The sequence below is a fragment of the Kribbella speibonae genome, assembly GCF_004331375.1.
Classification (GTDB): Bacteria; Actinomycetota; Actinomycetes; order Propionibacteriales; family Kribbellaceae; genus Kribbella; species Kribbella sindirgiensis.
The window spans coordinates 1,466,586-1,490,488 of sequence record NZ_SJKC01000001.1; the positions used below are offsets into that span (position 1 = coordinate 1,466,586).

General features: G+C 67.2%; 27 protein-coding genes and 1 pseudogene. All 28 read left to right on the forward strand.

Features of this window, described 5'->3' with window-relative positions:
• Nucleotides 1–91: 91 nt before the first annotated feature.
• The 28 genes and pseudogenes from rpoB to rpmD all read left to right on the forward strand — a co-directional run bounded on the left by rpoB (nucleotide 92) and on the right by rpmD (nucleotide 23,902).
• Nucleotides 92–3,574, forward strand: coding sequence for a DNA-directed RNA polymerase subunit beta (rpoB, locus tag E0H92_RS07330; protein ID WP_131465678.1), 3,483 nt, complete (start codon nucleotides 92–94; stop codon nucleotides 3,572–3,574).
• A gap of 69 nt (nucleotides 3,575–3,643) precedes the next feature.
• Nucleotides 3,644–7,504, forward strand: a complete 3,861-nt coding sequence (locus tag E0H92_RS07335) for a DNA-directed RNA polymerase subunit beta' (RefSeq protein ID WP_131465680.1) — start codon at nucleotides 3,644–3,646, stop codon at nucleotides 7,502–7,504.
• Nucleotides 7,505–7,647: 143 nt separating this feature from the next.
• Nucleotides 7,648–8,931: a nuclear transport factor 2 family protein gene (locus E0H92_RS07340; RefSeq protein ID WP_131495769.1), complete on the forward strand. Its 1,284-nt coding sequence runs from the start codon at nucleotides 7,648–7,650 to the stop codon at nucleotides 8,929–8,931.
• Between the two features lie 146 nt (nucleotides 8,932–9,077).
• Nucleotides 9,078–9,323, forward strand: a complete 246-nt coding sequence (locus tag E0H92_RS07345) for a hypothetical protein (RefSeq protein WP_131495770.1) — start codon at nucleotides 9,078–9,080, stop codon at nucleotides 9,321–9,323.
• A 408-nt stretch (nucleotides 9,324–9,731) separates the two neighbouring features.
• Nucleotides 9,732–10,106 carry a 30S ribosomal protein S12 gene (gene rpsL / locus E0H92_RS07350; RefSeq protein ID WP_130384649.1) on the forward strand — a complete coding sequence of 125 codons (375 nt, stop codon included), beginning with the start codon at nucleotides 9,732–9,734 and terminating at the stop codon, nucleotides 10,104–10,106.
• Entirely contained in the window at nucleotides 10,106–10,576 is a 471-nt protein-coding gene (gene rpsG, locus E0H92_RS07355) for a 30S ribosomal protein S7 (RefSeq protein WP_131286359.1), read from the forward strand. The genes rpsL and rpsG overlap by 1 nt, the downstream gene beginning before the upstream one ends.
• A 122-nt stretch (nucleotides 10,577–10,698) precedes the next feature.
• Nucleotides 10,699–12,759, forward strand: a complete 2,061-nt coding sequence (fusA, locus tag E0H92_RS07360; RefSeq protein ID WP_238153192.1) for an elongation factor G — start codon at nucleotides 10,699–10,701, stop codon at nucleotides 12,757–12,759.
• A 72-nt stretch (nucleotides 12,760–12,831) separates the two neighbouring features.
• Nucleotides 12,832–14,025 carry an elongation factor Tu gene (gene tuf / locus E0H92_RS07365; protein ID WP_131465688.1) on the forward strand — a complete coding sequence of 398 codons (1,194 nt, stop codon included), beginning with the start codon at nucleotides 12,832–12,834 and terminating at the stop codon, nucleotides 14,023–14,025.
• 361 nt (nucleotides 14,026–14,386) lie between these two features.
• Complete coding sequence (gene rpsJ, locus E0H92_RS07370; protein ID WP_012923688.1) at nucleotides 14,387–14,695, forward strand: 30S ribosomal protein S10; 309 nt, start codon at nucleotides 14,387–14,389, stop codon at nucleotides 14,693–14,695.
• A gap of 16 nt (nucleotides 14,696–14,711) precedes the next feature.
• The gene (rplC, locus tag E0H92_RS07375) at nucleotides 14,712–15,368 is read left to right on the forward strand and encodes a 50S ribosomal protein L3 (protein WP_131286353.1); all 657 of its coding nucleotides are present in this window, start codon (nucleotides 14,712–14,714) and stop codon (nucleotides 15,366–15,368) included.
• Nucleotides 15,365–16,057 carry a 50S ribosomal protein L4 gene (gene rplD / locus E0H92_RS07380; RefSeq protein WP_131286352.1) on the forward strand — a complete coding sequence of 231 codons (693 nt, stop codon included), beginning with the start codon at nucleotides 15,365–15,367 and terminating at the stop codon, nucleotides 16,055–16,057. The genes rplC and rplD overlap by 4 nt, the downstream gene beginning before the upstream one ends.
• A complete protein-coding gene (gene rplW, locus E0H92_RS07385; RefSeq protein WP_130384643.1) occupies nucleotides 16,054–16,359 on the forward strand; it encodes a 50S ribosomal protein L23 in 306 nt (101 codons plus the stop codon). The genes rplD and rplW overlap by 4 nt, the downstream gene beginning before the upstream one ends.
• Nucleotides 16,359–17,192 (forward strand): 50S ribosomal protein L2, encoded by an 834-nt coding sequence (gene rplB / locus E0H92_RS07390; protein WP_131286351.1) that lies wholly within the window; start codon nucleotides 16,359–16,361, stop codon nucleotides 17,190–17,192. Before rplW ends, rplB begins: the two co-directional genes overlap by 1 nt.
• A 15-nt stretch (nucleotides 17,193–17,207) precedes the next feature.
• A complete protein-coding gene (rpsS, locus tag E0H92_RS07395) occupies nucleotides 17,208–17,489 on the forward strand; it encodes a 30S ribosomal protein S19 (RefSeq protein ID WP_130384641.1) in 282 nt (93 codons plus the stop codon).
• A 55-nt stretch (nucleotides 17,490–17,544) separates the two neighbouring features.
• Nucleotides 17,545–17,994: pseudogene (gene rplV / locus E0H92_RS07400) on the forward strand (50S ribosomal protein L22); the annotation flags it as partial.
• Between the two features lie 157 nt (nucleotides 17,995–18,151).
• Nucleotides 18,152–19,027: a 30S ribosomal protein S3 gene (gene rpsC, locus E0H92_RS07405; RefSeq protein ID WP_131286349.1), complete on the forward strand. Its 876-nt coding sequence runs from the start codon at nucleotides 18,152–18,154 to the stop codon at nucleotides 19,025–19,027.
• 3 nt (nucleotides 19,028–19,030) lie between these two features.
• The gene (rplP, locus tag E0H92_RS07410) at nucleotides 19,031–19,450 is read left to right on the forward strand and encodes a 50S ribosomal protein L16 (RefSeq protein ID WP_130384638.1); all 420 of its coding nucleotides are present in this window, start codon (nucleotides 19,031–19,033) and stop codon (nucleotides 19,448–19,450) included.
• Nucleotides 19,450–19,728, forward strand: a complete 279-nt coding sequence (gene rpmC / locus E0H92_RS07415; RefSeq protein ID WP_131465692.1) for a 50S ribosomal protein L29 — start codon at nucleotides 19,450–19,452, stop codon at nucleotides 19,726–19,728. Before rplP ends, rpmC begins: the two co-directional genes overlap by 1 nt.
• The gene (gene rpsQ, locus E0H92_RS07420) at nucleotides 19,725–20,021 is read left to right on the forward strand and encodes a 30S ribosomal protein S17 (RefSeq protein ID WP_131286347.1); all 297 of its coding nucleotides are present in this window, start codon (nucleotides 19,725–19,727) and stop codon (nucleotides 20,019–20,021) included. Before rpmC ends, rpsQ begins: the two co-directional genes overlap by 4 nt.
• Before the next feature lie 94 nt (nucleotides 20,022–20,115).
• Nucleotides 20,116–20,484, forward strand: a complete 369-nt coding sequence (gene rplN, locus E0H92_RS07425) for a 50S ribosomal protein L14 (RefSeq protein ID WP_012923677.1) — start codon at nucleotides 20,116–20,118, stop codon at nucleotides 20,482–20,484.
• A 1-nt stretch (nucleotide 20,485) separates the two neighbouring features.
• Complete coding sequence (gene rplX, locus E0H92_RS07430; RefSeq protein ID WP_238150874.1) at nucleotides 20,486–20,875, forward strand: 50S ribosomal protein L24; 390 nt, start codon at nucleotides 20,486–20,488, stop codon at nucleotides 20,873–20,875.
• Nucleotides 20,875–21,447, forward strand: coding sequence for a 50S ribosomal protein L5 (gene rplE, locus E0H92_RS07435; RefSeq protein ID WP_131286346.1), 573 nt, complete (start codon nucleotides 20,875–20,877; stop codon nucleotides 21,445–21,447). Before rplX ends, rplE begins: the two co-directional genes overlap by 1 nt.
• A gap of 1 nt (nucleotide 21,448) precedes the next feature.
• Nucleotides 21,449–21,634: a type Z 30S ribosomal protein S14 gene (locus tag E0H92_RS07440; protein WP_012923674.1), complete on the forward strand. Its 186-nt coding sequence runs from the start codon at nucleotides 21,449–21,451 to the stop codon at nucleotides 21,632–21,634.
• A 94-nt stretch (nucleotides 21,635–21,728) separates the two neighbouring features.
• Nucleotides 21,729–22,136, forward strand: a complete 408-nt coding sequence (gene rpsH, locus E0H92_RS07445; RefSeq protein ID WP_131286345.1) for a 30S ribosomal protein S8 — start codon at nucleotides 21,729–21,731, stop codon at nucleotides 22,134–22,136.
• A gap of 27 nt (nucleotides 22,137–22,163) precedes the next feature.
• Complete coding sequence (gene rplF, locus E0H92_RS07450) at nucleotides 22,164–22,706, forward strand: 50S ribosomal protein L6 (protein WP_131286344.1); 543 nt, start codon at nucleotides 22,164–22,166, stop codon at nucleotides 22,704–22,706.
• A 2-nt stretch (nucleotides 22,707–22,708) separates the two neighbouring features.
• Nucleotides 22,709–23,092, forward strand: a complete 384-nt coding sequence (rplR, locus tag E0H92_RS07455; protein WP_131286343.1) for a 50S ribosomal protein L18 — start codon at nucleotides 22,709–22,711, stop codon at nucleotides 23,090–23,092.
• Nucleotides 23,093–23,120: 28 nt separating this feature from the next.
• The gene (gene rpsE, locus E0H92_RS07460) at nucleotides 23,121–23,720 is read left to right on the forward strand and encodes a 30S ribosomal protein S5 (RefSeq protein ID WP_131286342.1); all 600 of its coding nucleotides are present in this window, start codon (nucleotides 23,121–23,123) and stop codon (nucleotides 23,718–23,720) included.
• Nucleotides 23,720–23,902, forward strand: coding sequence for a 50S ribosomal protein L30 (gene rpmD / locus E0H92_RS07465; RefSeq protein WP_131286341.1), 183 nt, complete (start codon nucleotides 23,720–23,722; stop codon nucleotides 23,900–23,902). The genes rpsE and rpmD overlap by 1 nt, the downstream gene beginning before the upstream one ends.
• Nucleotide 23,903: the final 1 nt, after the last annotated feature.

Here is a 23,903-nt window from a genome sequence, read left to right on the forward strand (position 1 = left end):
CGCCCTCGCTCGAGTTCCCAACTTGACTGGGGCGGCTTGGCGTGCGCTCCCAGCACCGATGTGATTTTGCGAGCCCGTGGAAGGACGCCCCTTGGTCGCCTCGCGCAACCCCCAGTCCGACAGCATTTCCAACGTCACCGGCCCCCGCCGCATCTCCTTCGCAAAGATCTCCGAGCCTCTCCAGGTTCCGGATCTGCTTGCGCTGCAGGTGGACAGTTTCGACTGGCTGGTCGGTAACGAAACGTGGCAGGCCCGGGTGGCCGCCGCCGAGGCCGAGGGGCGGTCGGACCTGTCCGGCCCCAGCGGCCTGGAAGAGATCTTCGAGGAGATCTCCCCGATCGAGGACTTCAGCGGCACCATGTCGCTGTCGTTCCGCGACCACCGCTTCGAGCCGCCGAAGAACACGGTGGACGAGTGCAAGGAGCGGGACGTCACGTACTCCGCTCCGCTGTTCGTCACCGCCGAGTTCATGAACAACGAGACCGGCGAGATCAAGAGCCAGACCGTCTTCATGGGTGACTTCCCGCTGATGACGCGCAAGGGCACCTTCGTGATCAACGGCACCGAGCGCGTCGTCGTGTCGCAGCTCGTCCGTTCGCCCGGTGTGTACTTCGAGCGCACGCCGGACAAGACGTCCGACAAGGACATCTTCACCGCCAAGATCATCCCGTCGCGCGGCGCGTGGCTGGAGTTCGAGGTGGACAAGCGGGACATGGTCGGCGTCCGCCTCGACCGCAAGCGCAAGCAGAACGTCACCGTGCTGCTGAAGGCGCTCGGCTGGACCGACGCGCAGATCCTCGAGGAGTTCGGGGACTACGAGTCGATCCGCCTGACCCTGGAGAAGGACCACACGTCCGGCCAGGACGACGCGCTGCTCGACATCTACCGCAAGCTGCGTCCGGGTGAGCCGCCGACCCGCGAGGCCGCGCAGGCGCTGCTGGAGAACTACTACTTCAACGGCAAGCGCTACGACCTGGCCAAGGTCGGTCGCTACAAGATCAACAAGAAGCTCGGCCGTGACGAGGCGCACGACATGGCGGTGCTGACCGTCGACGACATCGTCGCCACGATCAAGTACCTGGTCGCGCTGCACGAAGGCAAGACCGAGCTGCCCGCCCCGACCGGCGAGATCGTGGTCGAGGAAGACGACATCGACCACTTCGGCAACCGTCGTCTGCGCACGGTCGGCGAGCTGATCCAGAACCAGCTCCGCACCGGCCTGGCCCGGATGGAGCGGGTGGTCCGCGAGCGGATGACGACCCAGGACGTCGAGGCGATCACGCCGCAGACCCTGATCAACATCCGTCCGGTGGTGGCGGCGCTGAAGGAGTTCTTCGGCACCTCCCAGCTGTCGCAGTTCATGGACCAGACCAACCCGGTCGCGGGCCTGACCCACAAGCGCCGGCTGAACGCGCTCGGCCCGGGTGGTCTGAGCCGTGAGCGGGCCGGCTTCGAGGTCCGTGACGTGCACCCGTCGCACTACGGCCGGATGTGCCCGATCGAGACGCCGGAAGGCCCGAACATCGGTCTGATCGGCTCGCTCGCGTCGTACGGCCGGGTGAACGCGTTCGGCTTCGTCGAGACGCCGTACCGCAAGGTCGTCGAGGGCCAGGTCACCGACCAGGTCGACTACCTGACCGCGGACGAGGAGGACCGGTTCGTCATCGCGCAGGCCAACGCCGCGCTGAACGACGAGAACCGGTTCGCCGAGGAGCGCGTGCTGGTCCGTCGCCGCCACGGTGAGGTCGAGCTGGTTCCGGTCGACGACGTCGACTACATGGACGTCTCGCCGCGCCAGATGGTGTCGGTCGCGACCGCGCTGATCCCGTTCCTCGAGCACGACGACGCCAACCGCGCGCTGATGGGTTCGAACATGCAGCGCCAGGCGGTGCCGCTGATCACCTCGGACGCCCCGCTGGTCGGTACCGGCATGGAGTTCCGCGGTGCGGTCGACGCCGGCGACGTGGTCGTGTCCGACAAGGCGGGTGTGGTCAAGGAGGTCTCGGCCGACCTGATCGAGATCGCCGCCGACGACGGCACGTACCAGACCTACCGGATGGCGAAGTTCCGCCGCTCGAACCAGGGCACCTGCATCAACCAGCGCCCGCTGGTCGACGCCGGCGCGCGGGTCGAGGTCGGGACGCCGCTGGCCGACGGTCCGTGCACCGACGAGGGCGAGATGGCCCTCGGCCGCAACATGCTGGTCGCGTTCATGACGTGGGAGGGCTACAACTACGAGGACGCGATCATCCTCAGCCAGCGCGTCGTGCAGCAGGACCTGCTGACCTCGATCCACATCGAGGAGCACGAGGTCGACGCCCGCGACACCAAGCTGGGCCCGGAGGAGATCACCCGGGACATCCCGAACGTCTCCGACGAGATGCTGTCCGACCTGGACGAGCGCGGCATCATCCGGATCGGCGCCGAGGTCACCACCGGTGACATCCTGGTCGGCAAGGTCACCCCGAAGGGCGAGACCGAGCTGACCCCGGAGGAGCGGCTGCTGCGCGCGATCTTCGGTGAGAAGGCGCGCGAGGTCCGCGACACGTCGCTGAAGGTCCCGCACGGCGAGGAGGGCACCGTCATCGGCGTCCGCGTCTTCGACCGGGACAACGGCGACGAGCTGCCGCCGGGTGTCAACCAGCTGGTCCGGGTGTACGTCGCCCAGAAGCGGAAGATCTCGGTCGGCGACAAGCTGGCCGGCCGGCACGGCAACAAGGGCGTCATCTCGAAGATCCTGCCGGTCGAGGACATGCCGTTCCTCGAGGACGGCACCCACGTCGACGTGATCCTCAACCCGCTGGGCGTGCCCGGCCGGATGAACGTCGGCCAGGTGCTGGAGACCCACCTCGGCTGGATCGCTTCCCGCGGCTGGGAGGTCGACCCTGAGAACGAGGAGGAGTGGGCGCAGCGGCTGATCAAGATCGGCGCCGGTGCGGCCGAGCCGATGACGAACGTCGCCACCCCGGTGTTCGACGGCGCCACGGAGGAAGAGGTCACCGGCCTGCTGTCCTCGACGCTGCCGAACCGCGACGGCGTCCGGATGGTCAACGGGCAGGGCAAGGCGAAGCTGTTCGACGGTCGTTCGGGTGAGCCGTTCCCGGACCCGATCGGCGTCGGCTACATGTACATGCTGAAGCTGCACCACCTGGTCGACGACAAGATCCACGCCCGTTCGACCGGTCCGTACTCGATGATCACGCAGCAGCCGCTGGGCGGTAAGGCCCAGTTCGGCGGCCAGCGGTTCGGCGAGATGGAGGTGTGGGCCCTGGAGGCCTACGGCGCCGCCTTCGCGCTGCAGGAACTGCTGACCATCAAGTCCGACGATGTCGTCGGGCGGGTCAAGGTGTACGAGGCGATCGTCAAGGGCGAGAACATTCCGGAGCCGGGTATCCCGGAGTCCTTCAAGGTTCTGGTCAAGGAAATGCAGTCCCTCTGCCTCAATGTCGAGGTGCTCTCGTCCGACGGAAGCCGGGTCGAGATGCGCGACAGCGAGGAGGACGTCTTCCGGGCGGCGGAGGAACTGGGCATCGACCTGTCCCGGCGGGAGCCGAACAGCGTCGAGGAGGTCTGAGCGGGTTGCCGCTTGAGATCAACACACAACTCACTCAGACCAACATTTAGCAACGGGAGATAACACATCGTGCTCGACGTGAACTTCTTCGACGAGCTTCGGATCGGCCTGGCGACCGCGGATGAGATCCGCCAGTGGTCGCACGGCGAGGTCAAGAAGCCCGAGACGATCAACTACCGGACGCTCAAGCCGGAGCGTGACGGTCTGTTCTGCGAGAAGATCTTCGGTCCCACCCGGGACTGGGAGTGCTACTGCGGTAAGTACAAGCGCGTTCGCTTCAAGGGCATCATCTGCGAGCGGTGTGGCGTCGAGGTCACCCGCTCCAAGGTGCGCCGCGAGCGGATGGGCCACATCGAGCTGGCCGCGCCGGTCACCCACATCTGGTACTTCAAGGGTGTCCCGTCGCGGCTCGGCTACCTGCTCGACCTCGCCCCGAAGGACCTGGAGAAGGTCATCTACTTCGCGGCGTACATGATCACCGACGTCGACGAGGAGTCGCGGCACCGCGACCTGTCCTCGCTCGAGGGTCGCGTGGACGTGGAGCGCAAGCAGCTCGAGAACCGTCGTGACAACGACATCGAGCAGCGGATGAAGAAGCTCGAGGAGGACCTGGCGCAGCTCGAGGCCGAGGGCGCCAAGGCCGACGTACGCCGCAAGGTCAAGGAAGGCGCCGAGCGGGAGGTCAAGCAGCTGCGCGACCGCTCGCAGCGCGAGATCGACCGCCTCGACGAGGTCTGGACCCGGTTCAAGAACCTGAAGGTCCAGGACCTCGAGGGCGACGAGATCCTCTACCGCGCCATGAAGGAGCGGTTCGGCAAGTACTTCGAGGGCGCCATGGGTGCCGCCGCGATCCAGCGCCGGCTGGAGACCTTCGACCTGAAGGCCGAGGCGGACAACCTGCGCGAGACGATCAAGACCGGTAAGGGCCAGCGCAAGACCCGCGCCCTGAAGCGGCTCAAGGTCGTCACCGCGTTCCTGGCGACCAACAACAGCCCGATGGGCATGGTGCTCGACTGCGTCCCGGTGATCCCGCCGGACCTGCGGCCGATGGTCCAGCTCGACGGTGGCCGATTCGCCACCTCCGACCTGAACGACCTGTACCGCCGGGTGATCAACCGGAACAACCGGCTCAAGCGACTGCTCGACCTGGGCGCGCCGGAGATCATCGTCAACAACGAGAAGCGGATGCTGCAGGAGGCCGTCGACGCGCTGTTCGACAACGGCCGCCGCGGTCGTCCGGTCACCGGTCCGGGCAACCGGCCGCTGAAGTCGCTGTCCGACATGCTCAAGGGCAAGCAGGGCCGTTTCCGTCAGAACCTGCTCGGCAAGCGCGTCGACTACTCCGGCCGTTCGGTCATCGTGGTCGGCCCGCAGCTGAAGCTGCACCAGTGCGGTCTGCCGAAGGCGATGGCGCTGGAGCTGTTCAAGCCGTTCGTGATGAAGCGGCTGGTCGACCTCAACCACGCGCAGAACATCAAGTCCGCCAAGCGGATGGTCGAGCGTCAGCGCGCCCAGGTCTGGGACGTGCTGGAAGAGGTCATCACCGAGCACCCGGTGCTGCTGAACCGCGCGCCAACCCTGCACCGGCTGGGTATCCAGGCGTTCGAGCCGCAGCTGATCGAGGGCAAGGCGATCCAGATCCACCCGCTCGTCTGCTCCGCGTTCAACGCGGACTTCGACGGTGACCAGATGGCGGTGCACCTGCCGCTGTCGGCCGAGGCGCAGGCCGAGGCCCGGATCCTGATGCTGTCGACGAACAACATCCTGAAGCCGGCCGACGGTCGTCCCGTCACCATGCCGACCCAGGACATGATCATCGGCATCTACTTCCTGACCATGCTGAAGGAAGGCGCGCTGGGCGAGGGCCGGGCGTTCAGCTCGGTGGCCGAGGCGATGATGGCCTTCGACCGCAACGAGCTGTCGCTGCAGGCCAAGATCACCATCCGGCTCAGCGGTTCGGCCGCACCGGAGAACGCGGTGGCGCTGGCCGACGGCGGGTTCGCGCTCGAGACCACGCTGGGCCGGGCGCTGTTCAACGAGGCGCTGCCGGCGGACTACCCGTTCGTCGACACCGAGGTGGGCAAGAAGCAGCTCGGCGGGATCGTCAACGACCTGGCCGAGCGGTACACCAAGGTCGAGGTGGCGCACGCGCTGGACGCGCTGAAGGACCTCGGTTACTACTGGTCCACGCGGTCCGGTGTGACGGTGTCGATCGACGACTTCAGCACGCCGCCGTCCAAGCCGGAGATCATGGCGCGGTACGAGTCCCAGGCCGAGAAGGTCCAGAAGCAGTTCGAGCGGGGTCTGATCACCTCGTCCGAGCGGCGTCAGGAGCTGATCGAGATCTGGACCGGCGCCAACGCGGAGGTCGGTAAGGCGATGGAGGAGAACTTCGCCAAGGACAACCCGATCTGGATGATGGTGCACTCGGGAGCCCGAGGCAACATGATGCAGATCCGGCAGATCTCCGGTATGCGTGGCCTGGTGGCCAACCCGAAGGGCGAGATCATCGCCCGGCCGATCAAGTCCAACTTCCGTGAGGGCCTGTCGGTGGTCGAGTACTTCATCGCCACCCACGGCGCGCGGAAGGGTCTGGCCGACACCGCGCTGCGGACCGCCGACTCGGGGTACCTGACCCGTCGTCTGGTGGACGTGTCGCAGGACGTCATCATCCGCGAGGAGGACTGCGGCACCGAGCGGGGCCTGCCGAAGCAGATCGGCGAGAAGGACCCGTCCGGCAAGGTCGTGCACGCCGAGAACGTGGAGACCAGCGCGTACGCGCGGACCCTGGCCACCGACGCCCTGGACGCCGACGGCAACGTCGTGCTCGCCGGCGGCGCCGACCTGGGCGACGTGTCGATCGCGAAGCTGGTCGAGGCCGGGATCGAGGAGGTCAAGGTCCGGTCGGTGCTCACCTGTGACGCCAAGACCGGTACCTGCGCCAAGTGCTACGGCCGTTCGCTGGCGACCGGCAAGCCGGTCGACATCGGCGAGGCGGTCGGCATCATCGCGGCCCAGTCCATCGGTGAGCCCGGTACGCAGCTGACGATGCGGACCTTCCACACCGGTGGTGTCGCGGGTGATGACATCACCCACGGTCTGCCGCGTGTTGTCGAGCTGTTCGAGGCGCGTCAGCCCAAGGGCAAGGCGCCGATCTCGGAGGCCGCGGGCCGGATCGCGATCGAGGACACCGACAAGACCCGGAAGCTGGTGCTCACCCCGGACGACGGTTCCGAGGAGGTCGCCTACCCGGTGTCGAAGCGTGGCCGCCTGCTGATCGAGGACGGTCAGCACGTCGAGGTCGGTCAGCAGCTGACGCAGGGTACGCCGGACCCGCAGGAGGTTCTGCGGATCCTGGGTGTCCGCAAGGCGCAGGAGCACCTGGTGGACGAGGTCCAGGAGGTGTACCGGTCGCAGGGTGTGGCCATCCACGACAAGCACATCGAGATCATCGTCCGGCAGATGCTGCGCCGGGTCACGGTGATCGAGTCCGGCGAGGCGAACCTGCTGCCGGGCGAGCTGGCGGACCGGATCATGTTCGAGGCGGAGAACCGTCGCGTCGTGGCCGAGGGCGGTACGCCGGCCTCGGGCCGTCCGGTGCTGATGGGGATCACCAAGGCCTCGCTGGCGACCGAGTCGTGGCTGTCGGCCGCCTCCTTCCAGGAGACGACCCGCGTCCTCACCGAGGCCGCGATCCACGGCAAGTCCGACTCGCTGGTCGGTCTGAAGGAGAACGTCATCATCGGAAAGCTGATCCCGGCGGGTACCGGCATGGACCGTTACCGCAACATCCGGGTGGAGCCCACCGAGGAGGCGAAGGCCGCGATGTACTCGATGGTCGGCTACGAGTCGTACGACTACGACTTCGGCCCGTCCAGCGGTCAGTCGGTCCCGCTCGACGACTTCGACCTCGGTTCGTACCAGAACTGAGCGCTGTCAACGCCTGAAGAGGGCGGCACTTCCCGGCTGGGAGGTGCCGCCCTCGGTGCTTTTACGCGCTCACACGGCGGGTGCCGGAAAAGACACTCGGGGTGGCGGCTGTAAAGGTGCCCGTGATGCGCCAAGATTGGTGCATGACGGATCTGCCGGCCTACCTGCGGCCTTTCGTCTTGGGGGTTCTGGAAGGTTCTGACGTACGCGTCGATCGCCTGGGGGAGATCGACCTGTACCGCCCGCCCGGTACCGCCCGAGGCGGCGCAATTCTCTTCGTGCACGGGGGACCTGGGCCTGCCGGCCTCGAGGTGATGCCTCGGGACTGGCCGGTCTACAAGGGTTATGCAACCGCTGCGGCCAGGCGTGGCCTGGTCTCGGCGGTGGTCGACCACAGCCTGATTCACGGCCTCGACCGACTGGTCACGGCCGCGGACGAGGTGGAGGCTGCGGTCGGCGTACTGCGTTCCGATCCACGTGTCGATCCCGATCGGGTCGGCCTGTGGTTCTTCTCGGGCGCGGGCCTGCTCGCCGGTGAGTGGCTGGACAGCCGCCCCGACTGGCTGCGCTTCGTCGCCCTGACGTACCCCCTGCTCGCCACCCCGCCCGGTGTCGACGATTTGGTCACCGCCGCCGAAGTGATCGGCAAACACAAGGACCTGCCGGTGCTGCTGACAAGAGTCGGACTCGAGCGTGAGGAGCTCGCCGGTCCGGTAGCGGAGTTCGTCTCCGCGGGTGGCGCCGCGCTGGACATCATCGACGTACCGAAAGGGCACCACGGGTTCGACATGCTCGACCACACCGAAGAATCACGCGCCGCCGTGACCAAGGCTCTCGACTGGGCGATCGCCCACCTCGGCGAAGAGCCTGGCACCGACGGCAAGCTCCTCGTCCCACCCCCGGCCACCAAGAAGACCACCACGACCCGCCGTACGACGTCCGCGCCCAAAGCGGCCGTAGCGGTGCAAGAAGCCCCGGCACCGGCTGAACCCGCCACTCAGCCGCCTGTCACCCCCGCACCGGTCACTCCCGCACCCGTGGTCCCCGCCGCGCCTCAGCCGCCGCTGGCGGGCCTGGGAGCGGCGACGGTCGCCGCGGTCACCGCCGACACACCGGCCGCGCGGGTGATCGGCCGGGAGCACGCGGCGTACGACGCCCACGATCTCGAGGCCTTCCTGGCCATGTACTCGCCGACTGCCCGGATCCTGCTCGCGGACGGCACCGAGCTCAAGGGCCGCCGGTTCCTGCGCGAGTTCTACCGCCCGCGCTTCGCCGCCGGCCGCTGCAAGACCGAGGTCGTCCAGCGGCTGATGCTGGGGGAGTGGGTGGTCGAGCACGTCATCACGTACGACGACGGCGAAACCCCGCAACTCGCGCTCTACCGGGTCGTCGACGGCCTGATCACCGACGTCGAGTTCCGTTCCTGACCCGATCGATCACCTGTCCGAGTTCGAGCGGGCGGCCGCGAGCTTCGCGGCCGCCCTCGGACGAGAAATGCTGGAATTTCGCCCCAACGGAACAGCGCGCGGGGTTCTGGTCGCGTCGGCCTCTGCATGAGACGGTCATCCACCTGGTGGACCTCGCGCAGGCCGGCCTGGCGGCGGGTGCGCAGGTCGATCCCGGTCCGGCGGTCCCGTCGGCGGTGATCGCGGCCGACGGCGTGGACGAGATGTTCGAGGTGTTCCGGCCGCGGATGATCGCCCGCGGGTTCGCGCCCGCGGTCAGTCGGCAGGTCGGCGTACGGGCGGCTGACACCGGCGACGAATGGACGCTAACCCCTGTGCCACAAGGGGATCGGCCGTGGCAAGGCGACGGGTGAGGCGGTGCTGTCCGCCACCTCGGCCGAGCTCGTCCGGTGCCTCTGGAAGCGCTTGCCGCCGGCCGTGCTGACGGTCGGGAGAGACGCCGTCGTGGCCAGTGATTTCCTGGCCGGGAGGGCTACTCCGTAAGCCTTGTACACTAGAAGGGCGGAAGGCTCTCAACCGTGGTCGATCAGTCATTTTGACCGCACTTGAGGCACCCGCTAGTCTTAACGATCGTGCCCGGGGTCTTTCCTGGGCCGTCATGCGTGCCCCTCGTCCAACGGGTCGGGCCGCGTGGCACGGGACTCCTGCCGACAGTCTGGAAGATTACGGCTTCGGTCTGCTCGTGCGCACGCGACACACCCGACCGCGGGGGTCAGGTAAAAGCTACAAACCCAGCCGGACGACAGAAAGAGACCCACGCGGTGCCCACCATTAACCAGCTGGTCCGCAAGGGCCGCCAGGACAAGGTGTCCAAGAACAAGACGCCCGCCCTGAAGGGTTCCCCTCAGCGTCGTGGTGTGTGCACGCGCGTCTACACGACCACGCCGAAGAAGCCGAACTCCGCGCTTCGCAAGGTTGCGCGTGTCCGCCTGACCAGCGGTATCGAGGTCACCGCCTACATTCCCGGCGTCGGCCACAACCTGCAGGAGCACTCGATCGTGCTCGTGCGTGGCGGCCGGGTGAAGGACCTCCCGGGTGTCCGGTACAAGATCATCCGCGGTTCGCTCGACACCCAGGGTGTGAAGAACCGGAAGCAGGCTCGCAGCCTCTACGGCGCGAAGAAGGAGAAGAGCTAATGCCGCGCAAGGGCCCGGCCCCGAAGCGCCCGGTCATCATCGACCCGGTCTACAGTTCGCCGCTCGTCACCCAGTTGATCTCCAAGATCCTGGTCGACGGCAAGAAGCAGATCGCGCAGAGCATCGTCTACAGCGCGCTCGAGGGCACCCGCACCAAGACCGGCACCGACCCGGTGATCACGCTGAAGCGTGCGCTGGACAACGTGAAGCCGAGCATCGAGGTCAAGAGCCGTCGGGTCGGTGGAGCCACCTACCAGGTGCCGATCGAGGTCAAGCCCGGCCGGTCCACCACGCTGGCGCTGCGCTGGCTGACGACGTACTCGCGGGCCCGTCGCGAGAAGACCATGTCCGAGCGCCTGATGAACGAGATCCTGGACGCGTCCAACGGTCTCGGTGCGTCGGTGAAGCGCCGCGAGGACACGCACAAGATGGCCGAAGCCAACAAGGCTTTCGCCCACTACCGCTGGTGAACCGGAGTCCGATCCGGACTCCAGCACTCACCCCTTTGACGCAGTACAGAATCGAGAGGTAGACCACCGAGGTGGCCGTACAAATCACCACCGACCTGGCCAAGGTCCGCAACATCGGGATCATGGCCCACATCGACGCCGGCAAGACGACGACGACCGAGCGGATCCTCTTCTACACCGGTATCACTTACAAGATCGGTGAGGTCCACGACGGCGCCGCCACGATGGACTGGATGGAGCAGGAGCAGGAGCGCGGCATCACGATCACGTCCGCCGCGACGACCTGCACCTGGAAAGACCACACCATCAACATCATCGACACCCCGGGCCACGTGGACTTCACCGTCGAGGTGGAGCGCTCGCTGCGCGTCCTCGACGGAGCCGTCGCGGTGTTCGACGGTGTCGCCGGCGTCGAGCCGCAGTCCGAGACCGTGTGGCGTCAGGCGGACCGGTACGGCGTACCCCGCATCTGCTTCGTGAACAAGCTGGACCGGACCGGCGCGGAGTTCATGCGCTGTGTCGACATGATCGTCGACCGGCTGGCCGCGGTGCCGCTGGTGCTGCAGCTGCCGATCGGGTCCGAGGCCGACTTCATCGGCGTCGTCGACCTGATCGGGATGCGCGCGCTGACCTGGCGCGGCGAGACCACGATGGGTGAGGACTACACCGTCGAGGAGATCCCGGCCACGCACACCGAGATCGCCGCCGAGTGGCGCGACAAGCTGATCGAGACGCTGGCCGAGGCCGACGACGAGATCATGGAGATGTACCTGGAGGGCGACGAGCCCACCCAGGAGCAGCTCGTCGCCGCGATCCGGCGCGCGACCATCGCGAGCAAGCTGACCCCGGTGCTGACCGGTACGGCGTTCAAGAACAAGGGTGTCCAGCCGCTGCTGGACGCGATCAACGCCTACCTGCCGAGCCCGATCGACGTCCCGGCCATCGAGGGCCACGACGTCAAGGACTCCGAGCAGGTCGTGCTGCGCAAGCCGGACGACAGCGAGCCGTTCTCGGCGCTGGCGTTCAAGATCGCGGCCGACCCGCACCTGGGCAAGCTGACCTTCATCCGGGTGTACTCGGGCAAGCTCGAGACCGGCACCCAGGTGCTGAACCCGACGAAGGGCCGCAAGGAGCGGATCGGCAAGATCTACCGGATGCACGCGAACAAGCGTGAGGAGATCGCGTCGATCGGCGCCGGCCACATCGTCGCCGTGATGGGCCTCAAGGACACCACGACCGGTGAGACCCTGAGCGACCCGGCCAAGCCGGTCGTGCTGGAGTCCATGCAGTTCCCGGCCCCGGTCATCTCGGTCGCCATCGAGCCCAAGTCGAAGGCCGACCAGGAGAAGCTGGGCGTCGCGATCCAGCGGCTCGCCGAGGAGGACCCGACCTTCCAGGTCCGGACCGACGAGGACACCGGCCAGACGATCATCGCCGGAATGGGCGAGCTGCACCTCGAGGTGCTGGTCGACCGGATGAAGCGCGAGTTCCGCGTCGAGGCCAACGTCGGCAAGCCGCAGGTCGCCTACCGCGAGACCATCAAGAAGAAGGTCGAGAAGGTCGACTACACGCACAAGAAGCAGACCGGTGGTTCGGGTCAGTTCGCGCGCGTGATCATCAACATCGAGCCGACCTCGGTCGAGGCCGGCGGCGAAGGCGGCTACGAGTTCGTCAACTCCGTCACCGGTGGCCGGATCCCCCGGGAGTACATCCCGTCGGTGGACGAGGGCGCCCAGGAGGCGATGGAGTTCGGCGTACTGGCCGGCTACCCGATGGTGGACGTCAAGGTCACGCTGACCGACGGCGCCTACCACGATGTCGACTCGTCCGAGCTCGCCTTCAAGATCGCCGGTTCGATGGCCTTCAAGGATGCCGCCCGCCGGGCGAACCCGGTCATCCTGGAGCCGATGTTCGCGGTCGAGGTCACCACGCCCGAGGACTACATGGGTGAAGTGATCGGCGACCTCAACTCCCGCCGTGGCCAGATCCAGTCGATGGACGAAGGTCCTGGTGGCAGCCGGGTCGTCAAGGCCCTGGTGCCGCTGTCGGAGATGTTCGGGTATGTCGGTGACCTGCGGTCGAAGACCCAGGGCCGCGCGTCCTACTCGATGCAGTTCGATTCCTACGCCGAGGTTCCGAAGAACGTGGCGGAAGAGATCATCAAGAAGGCCCGGGGCGAGTAGTCTCTCGCTCCTGACCACCACACCCCAAGCGCGTCGGCGTACGGCGTAGTCAATTTATCTAGGAGGGCCCCAGTGGCGAAGGCGAAGTTCGAGCGGACTAAGCCGCACGTCAACATCGGCACCATCGGTCACATCGACCACGGTAAGACCACTCTTACCGCGGCGATCACCAAGGTGCTGCACGACAAGTACCCGACGCTCAACGAGGCATCGGCCTTCGATCAGATCGACAAGGCGCCGGAAGAGCGTCAGCGCGGTATCACCATCTCGATCGCGCACGTCGAGTACCAGACCGAGGCCCGGCACTACGCCCACGTCGACTGCCCGGGTCACGCGGACTACATCAAGAACATGATCACCGGTGCGGCTCAGATGGACGGCGCGATCCTGGTCGTCGCCGCCACCGACGGCCCGATGCCGCAGACGCGTGAGCACGTGCTGCTCGCCCGTCAGGTCGGCGTGCCGGCGATGGTCGTCGCCCTGAACAAGTGCGACATGGTCGACGACGAGGAGATCCTGGAGCTCGTCGAGCTCGAGGTCCGCGAGCTGCTCTCGGAGCAGGAGTTCGACGGCGACAACGCGCCGATCGTCCGCGTCGCCGCTCACCCGGCGCTGCAGGGCGACGCCAAGTGGGGCGAGTCGATCCTCGAGCTGATGAACGCGGTCGACGAGTACATCCCGCAGCCGGAGCGCGAGATCGACAAGCCGTTCCTGATGCCGGTGGAGGACGTCTTCACCATCACGGGTCGCGGTACGGTCATCACCGGCCGGATCGAGCGCGGTGTCATCAAGGTCAACGAGACCGTCGACATCGTCGGTATCCGTCCGGAGAAGCAGACCACCACGGTCACCGGTATCGAGATGTTCCGCAAGCTGCTCGACGAGGGCCAGGCCGGTGAGAACGTCGGTCTGCTGCTTCGTGGCACCAAGCGCGAGGACGTCGAGCGCGGCATGGTCGTCATCAAGCCGGGCACCACGACCCCGCACACGAACTTCGAGGCGTCGGTCTACATCCTTTCCAAGGAGGAGGGCGGCCGTCACACGCCGTTCTTCCAGAACTACCGCCCGCAGTTCTACTTCCGCACCACCGATGTCACCGGTGTCGTCACGCTGCCCGAGGGCACCGAGATGGTCATGCCGGGCGACAACACCGACATGTCGGTCGAGCTGATCCAGCCGATCGCCATGGAGGACGGTCTGAAGTTCGCGATCCGTGAAGGTGGCCGCACCGTCGGCGCCGGCCGGGTCACCAAGATCATCAAGTGATCTCACGAGGTCCGCGAGGGCTGCACCACTGAGCCCTCGCGGACCTCTGCTTTGCGCCTGATCCGGCGCTCAGGTGGTACCGGATCAGGCGTGAAGCCACCCGATTGGCGTTCCGGCGCCGATCTCTGGCACAATATTCAGGTTGCTCAGGCGAGGCCGCCGGGGTGCGCCCCAGATCTTCTTGATCTGGCTGGTGCGCTGGACCGGAGACCTTGCCGAGGTTCCGGTCCGAGACCGGGCCCCGATCTCCAATCCAGGTCGACGAAGCGGTGGGTCACGTGCGTTCCGCGTGCGCGACACACCCGACCGCGGGGGTCGGAGCAACGAAGGCGAAGACGATAGAGAAGGACGAAGCGAAGCGATGGCGGGACAGAAGATCCGCATCCGGCTGAAGGCCTACGACCACGAGGTCATCGACAGCTCGGCACGCAAGATTGTCGACACGGTGACGCGTACTGGTGCGAAGGTTGCTGGCCCGGTGCCGTTGCCGACGGAAAAGAACGTGTTCTGCGTCATCCGCTCGCCGCACAAGTACAAGGACAGCCGCGAGCACTTCGAGATGCGCACCCACAAGCGGCTCATCGACATCATCGACCCCACGCCGAAGACCGTCGACTCGCTGATGCGTCTCGACCTGCCGGCCGGCGTCGACATCGAGATCAAGCTCTGAGGGACGCGAACAGCCAATGAGCAAGCTAAAGAACACGCGCGGTCTGCTGGGCACCAAGCTCGGCATGACCCAGACCTGGGACGAGAACAACCGCGTCGTCCCCGTGACCGTGGTCCAGGCCGGCCCGTGCGTCGTGACCGAGGTTCGCACCTCGGCCAGCCACGGGTACGACGGTGTCCAGATCGCCTTCGGCGACATCGACCCGCGCAAGGTGACCAAGCCCATGCGGGGGCACTTCGAGAAGGCCGGCGTGACGCCGCGGCGCCACCTGCTGGAGCTGCGCACCGCCGACGCCAGTGAGTACACCCTGGGCCAGGAGATCAAGGCCGAGGCCTTCGCCGCCGGTGAGCTCGTCGACGTCTCCGCCACCAGCAAGGGCAAGGGTTTCGCCGGTGTCATGAAGCGGCACGGCTTCCACGGTCTGCGCGCCACCCACGGTGTGCACAAGAAGCACCGCTCGCCGGGTTCCATCGGCGGCTGCGCCACCCCGGGCCGGGTCTTCAAGGGCCTGCGGATGGCGGGCCGGATGGGCGCCGAGCAGGTCACCACGCAGAACGTGTCGGTGCACGCGATCGACGCCGAGCGCGGCCTGATCCTGATCAAGGGCGCCGTCCCCGGCCCCAAGGGCGGCCTCGTGCTGATCCGCAACGCCGCGAAGGGAGCTGGCAAGTGAGCACCGTCGACGTCGTCGTCGTGAAGGGCGACAAGGTCAGCAAGAAGGGTTCCGCCGAGCTTCCGGCCGAGCTGTTCGACGTCCAGGTCAACGTGCCGCTGATCCACCAGGTCGTGGTGGCCCAGCTGGCCGCGGCCCGCCAGGGTACGCACAAGGCGAAGACCCGGGGCGAGGTGTCCGGCGGTGGCGCCAAGCCGTACCGCCAGAAGGGCACCGGTCGCGCCCGCCAGGGTTCGACCCGTGCGCCGCAGTTCACCGGCGGTGGCGTCGTCCACGGCCCGGTGCCGCGCGACTACAGCCAGCGGACCCCGAAGAAGATGATCGCCGCCGCGCTCCGCGGCTCGCTGTCGGACCGGGCCCGTGACGGCCGCGTGTTCGTCGTCGAGAGCTTCGTGGACGGCGACAAGCCCTCCACCAAGTCGGCGCTGAAGGTCCTCGGCGAGGTCACCGAGCCGGGTAAGGCGCTGGTCGTCGTCGACCGCGCCGACGAGCTCACCTGGCTGAGCCTGCGCAACGTGCAGCACGTGCACCTGATCGCGGCCGACCAGCTGAACGCGTACGACGTGCTGTGCAGCGACGCGGTGGTGTTCACCAAGAGCGCCCTCGACTCGTTCGTCGCCGGCGCGCCCAAGGGCAAGTCCGTCAAGGCCGTCGCCACGTCGACTGAGGCCGAGGAGGTAGAGGCATGAGCCACGGAGTCAACAAGGACCCCCGTGACGTGCTGCTCCGGCCGGTCGTGAGCGAGAAGAGCTACGGCCTGCTGGACGAGCAGAAGTACACGTTCGAGGTCGCGCCGGACGCCAACAAGACCGAGATCAAGCTCGCGGTCGAGAAGGTGTTCAAGGTCAAGGTCAGCGACGTCAACACCCTGAACCGCAAGGGCAAGCGCCGCCGGACCCGGTCCGGTTTCGGCAAGCGCCCGGACACCAAGCGGGCGATCGTGACCCTCAAGGGCGACGACCGCATCGATATCTTCGGAGGCCAGTCGTAATGGGAATCCGCAAGTACAAGCCGACGACGCCGGGCCGCCGTGGCTCGAGCGTGGCCGACTTCGTCGAGCTCACCCGTTCGACCCCCGAGAAGTCGCTGCTGCGTCCGCTGCCCAAGAAGGGCGGCCGGAACAACTCCGGCAAGATCACCACCCGGCACCACGGTGGCGGTCACAAGCGGGCGTACCGGCTGATCGACTTCAAGCGGTACGACAAGGACGGCGTGCCGGCCAAGGTCGCGCACATCGAGTACGACCCGAACCGGACCGCGCGGATCGCGCTGCTGCACTACGTGGACGGCGAGAAGCGCTACATCCTCGCCCCGTCCAACCTGAAGCAGGGCACGGTCGTCGAGAACGGCCCGGCCGCGGACATCAAGATCGGCAACAACCTGCCGCTGCGCAACATCCCGGTCGGCTCCACGGTGCACGCCGTCGAGCTGCGCCCGGGCGGCGGCGCCAAGATGGGCCGCTCGGCCGGCGCCAGCATTCAGCTGGTCGCGAAGGAAGGCCGGATGGCCACCCTGCGGATGCCGTCCGGCGAGGTCCGGATGGTCGACGTGCGCTGCCGCGCCACCCTCGGTGAGGTCGGCAACGGCGAGCAGTCGAACATCAACTGGGGCAAGGCGGGCCGGATGCGCTGGAAGGGCAAGCGCCCGACCGTCCGCGGTGTCGCGATGAACCCGGTCGACCACCCGCACGGTGGTGGTGAGGGTAAGACCTCGGGTGGTCGCCACCCGGTGTCCCCGTGGGGCCAGCCGGAAGGCCGGACCCGCACCCGCAAGGAAAGCGACCGAATGATCGTCCGGCGCCGCAAGGCCGGCAAGAAGCGCTGATAGGGAGCCGGCCACATGCCACGCAGCCTCAAGAAGGGCCCGTTCGTCGACCACCACCTGGCCAAGAAGGTGGAGGTGCAGAACGAGAAGGGCACCAAGAACGTCATCAAGACCTGGTCCCGGCGATCGATGATCGTGCCGGACATGATCGGCCACACGATTGCGGTGCACGACGGCCGCAAGCACGTGCCGGTGTTCGTGACGGACTCGATGGTCGGGCACAAGCTCGGCGAGTTCGCCCCGACCCGGACGTTCAAGGGTCACGAGAAGGACGACCGGAAGTCACGGCGTCGCTGATCCCGCACGGGTTCAGTGACGAAGCGAAAGCAATCTACGGAGAGATTCGAACATCATGAGCGTTCAAGAGCGTAGGGCGATCAGCGCCCGTCGCGAGAGCCTGCTGGGCGAGCAGCCCGGGGCCTTCGCGGTCGCGCGCTTCGTCCGCGTGACGCCGATGAAGGCGCGCCGCGTGGTCGATCTGGTGCGCGGTCTGGGCGTCGACGACGCACTCGCCACTCTGAAGTTCGCCCCGCAGGCCGCTGCCGCGACCGTGTACAAGGTCGTCGACAGCGCCGCGGCGAACGCCGAGGGCACCGAACACCTGAACCGCGCCGACCTGGTCGTGGCGAAGGCCTACGTGGACGAGGGCCCGACGCTGAAGCGTCACCGCCCGCGGGCACAGGGCCGGGCCACCCGGATCGACAAGCGCACGAGCCACATCACCGTGGTCGTCGCGCCGCGCGTCGTCGAGGCCGAGCCGGTCGAGAAGGCCCCGGTCAAGAAGGCAGCCGCGAAGAAGTCCGCGGACACCGCCGACACGGCGAAGAAGGCACCGGCGAAGAAGACGGCCAAGAAGGCCGCCGACAAGCCGGCCGAGGCCGCCGAGAAGCCGGCCAAGAAGGCGACCGCGAAGAAGGCGACCGCCAAGAAGGCCACCGCTGAGAAGAAGGAGTCCTGACGTGGGACAGAAGGTAAACCCGCACGGGTTCCGTCTCGGCATCAGCACCGACCACAAGAGCCGTTGGTACGCCGACAAGCTGTACAAGGACTACGTGGGCGAGGACGTCAAGATCCGTCGTCTGCTGAGCAAGGGCATGGAGCGCGCCGGCATCTCCCGCGTGGAGATCGAGCGCACCCGTGACCGGGTCCGGGTCGACATCCACACCGCCCGTCCGGGCATCGTGATCGGCCGCCGTGGCGCCGAGGCGGACCGCATCCGCGGTTCGCTCGAGGAGCTCACCGGCAAGCAGGTGCAGCTGAACATCCTCGAGGTGAAGAACTCCGAGGTCGACGCCCAGCTGGTCGCGCAGGGCGTGGCCGAGCAGCTGTCCGGCCGCGTGGCGTTCCGCCGCGCGATGCGCAAGGCGATGCAGACCACCATGCGTGGCGGCGCCCTGGGCATCCGGATCCAGTGCTCCGGCCGGCTCGGTGGCGCGGAAATGTCGCGGTCGGAGTTCTACCGCGAGGGCCGCGTCCCGCTGCACACGCTGCGGGCCGACATCGACTACGGCTTCTACGAGGCCCGGACGACCTTCGGCCGGATCGGCGTGAAGGTCTGGATCTACAAGGGCGACGTCGCCGGCACTCGCGCCGAGCGCGAGGCGCAGGCCGCTGCCCGCGCCGCCACCCAGCAGCGTGGTCGTCCGGCCCGTCGCGACGGTGGCGACCGCGGTGACCGTGGCGGACGCGGCGGCGACCGTGGCGGTCGCGGTGGTGACCGTGGCGGTCGCGGTGGCGACCGGCGTGACGACGCGCGCAACAACAACGCGGCCCCGGCCGCCGAGGCGTCCGCGCCGGCCGAGAAGGCTGCCGAGACGACCGGAACGGAGAGCTGAACAATGCTCATCCCCCGCAAGGTCAAGCACCGCAAGCAGCACCACCCGACGCGCTCCGGCGCGGCCAAGGGCGGTACGACGCTGGCGTTCGGTGACTTCGGCATCCAGGCGCTGGAGAGCCACTACGTCACCAACCGGCAGATCGAGGCCGCGCGTATCGCGATGACCCGGCACATCAAGCGTGGCGGCAAGGTGTGGATCAACATCTACCCGGACCGCCCGCTGACCAAGAAGCCGGCCGAGACCCGGATGGGTTCCGGTAAGGGTTCGCCGGAATGGTGGATCGCGAACGTGAAGGCCGGTCGCGTGATGTTCGAGCTCTCCGGTGTGCCGGAGGACATCGCTCGCGAGGCGATGCGCCGCGCGATCCACAAGTTGCCGATGAAGTGCCGCTTCATCACCCGAGAGGCAGGTGAGAACTGATGGCTACCCTGACCGCCGCCGAGCTGCGGAACCTGGGCCGGGACGAGTTGCTGACGAAGCTCGGTGAAGCCAAGGAGGAGCTGTTCAACCTCCGGTTCCAGGCTGCCACGGGCCAGCTGGAGTCCCACGGCCGGCTGCGCGCCGTCCGCAAGGACATCGCCCGCATCTACACGGTGCTGTCCGAGCGTGCGCTCGGGATCACCGAGGAGGTCGACGCCCCGGTAGCCGAGGCAGAGGCCGACGAAGCTGCGGACGACAGTGAGAAGGCCAACGCATGACCGAGAACACGAAGGACGAGACCGTGAGCACGACCACCGAGGCGCGAGGCCGCCGGAAGACCCGCGAGGGCCTGGTGCTGAGCGACAAGATGGACAAGACCGTCGTGGTTGAGGTCGAGGACCGGGTCAAGCACAAGCTGTACGGCAAGGTCATCCGGCACACCAGCAAGCTCAAGGCGCACGACGAGCAGAACGCCGCCGGGATCGGCGACCGCGTCCTCCTGATGGAGACCCGGCCGCTGTCGGCGACCAAGCGCTGGCGCGTCGTCGAGATCCTCGAGAAGGCCAAGTAGCCGTTTCGGTCATGCGATCGGCAACCATTCGAAATTATTCGTTCCGCAAGGCTCACGTGAGTGAGAACCAGCGAGACAACCAGGAGATCAACAGATGATCCAGCAGGAGTCGCGACTGAAGGTCGCCGACAACACGGGCGCGAAGGAGATCCTTTGCATCCGCGTTCTCGGTGGCTCCGGTCGGCGCTACGCCGGTGTCGGTGACACGATCGTCGCCACCGTCAAGGACGCGATCCCCGGCGGTGGTGTGAAGAAGGGTGACGTCGTCAAGGCGGTCGTCGTGCGTACCGTGAAGGAGCGCCGGCGTCCGGACGGCTCCTACATCCGCTTCGACGAGAACGCCGCGGTGATCCTGAAGGCCGACGGCGAGCCGCGCGGCACCCGTATCTTCGGGCCGGTCGGCCGGGAGCTGCGGGAGAAGCGCTTCATGAAGATCATCTCGCTCGCGCCGGAGGTGCTCTGAGATGGCCCAGCAGAAGAAGCTGAACGTGAAGAAGGGCGACCAGGTCCGCGTGATCTCGGGTCGTTCGAAGGGCCTTGAGGGCAAGATCATCCAGGTCTTCCCGAACGACGAGAAGGTCATCGTCGAGGGCGTCAACCGGGTGAAGAAGCACACCAAGGTGCAGCAGGCCCAGCGCGGCGGCACCACCGGTGGCATCGTCACCCAGGAAGCCCCGATCCACGTCTCGAACGTGGCGCTTCTCGTCGAGGTCGAGAAGGACGGCAAGAAGGAGAAGGTGACCACGCGCGTCGGCTACAACCGCGTCGAGGTCCAGAAGCGCCGTCCCGACGGTTCGACGTACACCGGTTACCGGAGCGTCCGGATCGCTCGGCGGACCGGCGAGGAGATCTGATGAGCACCGCAGTTTCGGAGACCAAGGTCCAGCCGCGGCTGAAGACGAAGTACCGCGAGGAGATCGTCGGCCAGCTGCACGAGCAGTTCAAGTTCGAGAACGTCATGCAGGTGCCCGGGCTCACCAAGATCGTGGTGAACATGGGCGTCGGCGAGGCGGCTCGCGACTCGAAGCTGATCGAGGGCGCCGTGAAGGACCTGGCCGCGATCACCGGCCAGAAGGCGCAGGTCACCAAGGCCCGCAAGTCGATCGCGCAGTTCAAGCTGCGTGAGGGGATGCCGATCGGCGCCCACGTGACGCTGCGCGGCGACCGGATGTGGGAGTTCCTGGACCGGCTGCTGGCGCTCGCGCTGCCCCGGATCCGCGACTTCCGCGGCCTGTCCCCGAAGCAGTTCGACGGCACCGGGAACTACACCTTCGGTCTGACCGAGCAGGTGATGTTCCACGAGATCAACCAGGACCGGATCGACCGGGTCCGGGGCATGGACATCACCGTGGTGACCACCGCGAAGAACGACGACGAGGGTCGGGCCCTGCTGCGGGCGCTCGGCTTCCCGTTCAAGGAGAACTGACGTGGCGAAGACAGCACTCAAGGTCAAGCAGGCCCGGAAGCCGAAGTTCGCGGTGCGTGGCTACACGCGCTGCCAGCGCTGCGGCCGGCCGAAGGCGGTCTTCCGCAAGTTCGGCCTGTGCCGGATCTGCCTGCGGGAGATGGCGCACCGGGGCGAGCTGCCCGGCGTGACCAAGTCCAGCTGGTGACCGTCTCCACCCCCGAACTTCTCCCCATTCACCACCATCTAGTCACCGTAGGTCGCCGGACGGCGAAACCACGGCGGGAAAGAGGCCCCAGGCCATGACGATGACCGACCCGATCGCAGACATGCTGACGCGTCTGCGCAACGCCAACCAGGCGTACCACGAGTCGACCTCGATGCCGTACAGCAAGATCAAGCAGGGCATCGCCGACATCCTCCAGCAGGAGGGCTACATCTCCTCCTACAAGGTGGAGGAGCCCAAGGAGGGCACCGTCGGCAAGACCCTGATCGTCGACCTCAAGTTCGGCCCCAGCCGGGAGCGCTCCATCGCGGGCGTCCGCCGGATCAGCAAGCCGGGCCTGCGGGTCTACGCGAAGTCGACCAGCCTGCCCAAGGTCCTCGGTGGCCTGGGCGTCGCGATCATCTCGACGTCCCAGGGTCTGCTGACCGACCGTCAGGCCAAGAACAAGGGCGTTGGCGGGGAAGTCCTCGCCTACGTCTGGTGACGAAGAACCGGAAGGAGGACCACTGCAATGTCTCGCATCGGTAAGCTCCCGGTCACGGTCCCGTCCGGCGTCGACGTCACGATCGACGGCCAGACGGTCACTGTGAAGGGTCCCAAGGGTCAGCTGTCGCACGTCGTCGCTGAGCCCATCGTGGTCAACCGGGACGAGGACGGCGCGATCGCCGTGACCCGCCCGGACGACCAGCGCAAGAGCAAGGAACTGCACGGCCTGTCCCGCACCCTGATCGCCAACCTGGTGACCGGCGTGACGGACGGCTACGAGAAGAAGCTCGAGATCGTCGGCGTCGGGTACCGCGTCCTGTCCAAGGGACCGACCCAGCTGGAGTTCTCGCTCGGGTACAGCCACACGATCACGGTGGACGCCCCGGAGGGCATCACCTTCAACGTGGAGGCGCCGACCCGCTTCTCGGTCATCGGCATCGACAAGCAGTCCGTCGGTGAGGTCGCCGCCAACATCCGCAAGCTGCGCAAGCCCGAGCCGTACAAGGGCAAGGGTGTGCGGTACGCGGGCGAGCAGGTGCGCCGCAAGGTCGGAAAGGCTGGTAAGTAACCATGGCGATCGGACTGCGTCCGCACAAGCACTCCGCCAAGAAGACGGCTTCCCGGCTGCGTCGGCAGATCCGGGTCCGGAAGAAGATCAACGGCACGGCCGAGCGGCCGCGCCTGGTGGTCTCGAAGTCCTCGAAGCACCTGTTCGCGCAGGTCATCGACGACGTCGCCGGCAAGACGCTGGTCTCGGCTTCCACCATGGAGGCCGACCTGCGGGGCGCGGAGGCGAACAAGACCGACAAGGCCAAGACCGTCGGCGGCCTGATCGCCGACCGGGCCAAGGCCGCCGGCATCGACTCGGTCGTCTTCGACCGGGCCGGGAACAAGTACCACGGCCGCATCGCGGCCCTGGCCGACGCCGCCCGCGAGGGCGGGCTCGGCTTCTGATGGCGACAAGGGAAGAAGGTAGTTCGAAATGAGCGGAGGCCAGCAGCGTCGCGGAGGCGGCGCCGGTGGTGAGCGCCGTGGCCGCGACGGTGGTCGCGGTCAGCAGGCGGACAAGACCGCCTACATCGAGCGCGTGGTAGCCATCAACCGTGTCGCCAAGGTCGTGAAGGGTGGTCGTCGCTTCAGCTTCACCGCCCTCGTGGTCGTCGGCGACGGCGAAGGCACCGTCGGTGTGGGTTACGGCAAGGCCAAGGAGGTGCCCGCGGCGATCGCCAAGGGTGTCGAGGAGGCCAAGAAGGCATTCTTCAAGGTGCCGAGGATCCAGGGCACCATTCCGCACCCGGTCCAGGGCGAGAAGGCCGCCGGCGTGGTGCTGCTGCGCCCGGCCGCTCCTGGTACCGGTGTGATCGCGGGTGGCTCGGCGCGCGCCGTACTGGAGTGCGCGGGGATCCACGACATCCTCAGCAAGTCGCTGGGTTCGTCCAACTCCATCAACGTGGTGCACGCCACCGTTGAGGCGTTGCGCAGCCTGGAGACCCCGGAAGCCGTGGCCGCGCGCCGTGGCCTGCCGGTCGAGGACGTCGCCCCGGCGGCCCTGCTGAAGGCGCGGGCGGAGGCGGCTTCCTGATGGCACGCTTGAAGGTGACCCAGATCCGTTCGGGTATCGGTGGCAAGCAGAACCAGCGCGACACGCTGCGCACCCTGGGCGTCAAGCGGATCGGCGACAGCGCCGTCCACGAGGACAAGCCCGAGGTTCGCGGCATGGTGCGTGCGGTTCGCCACCTCATCACCGTCGAGGAGGTCGACTGAC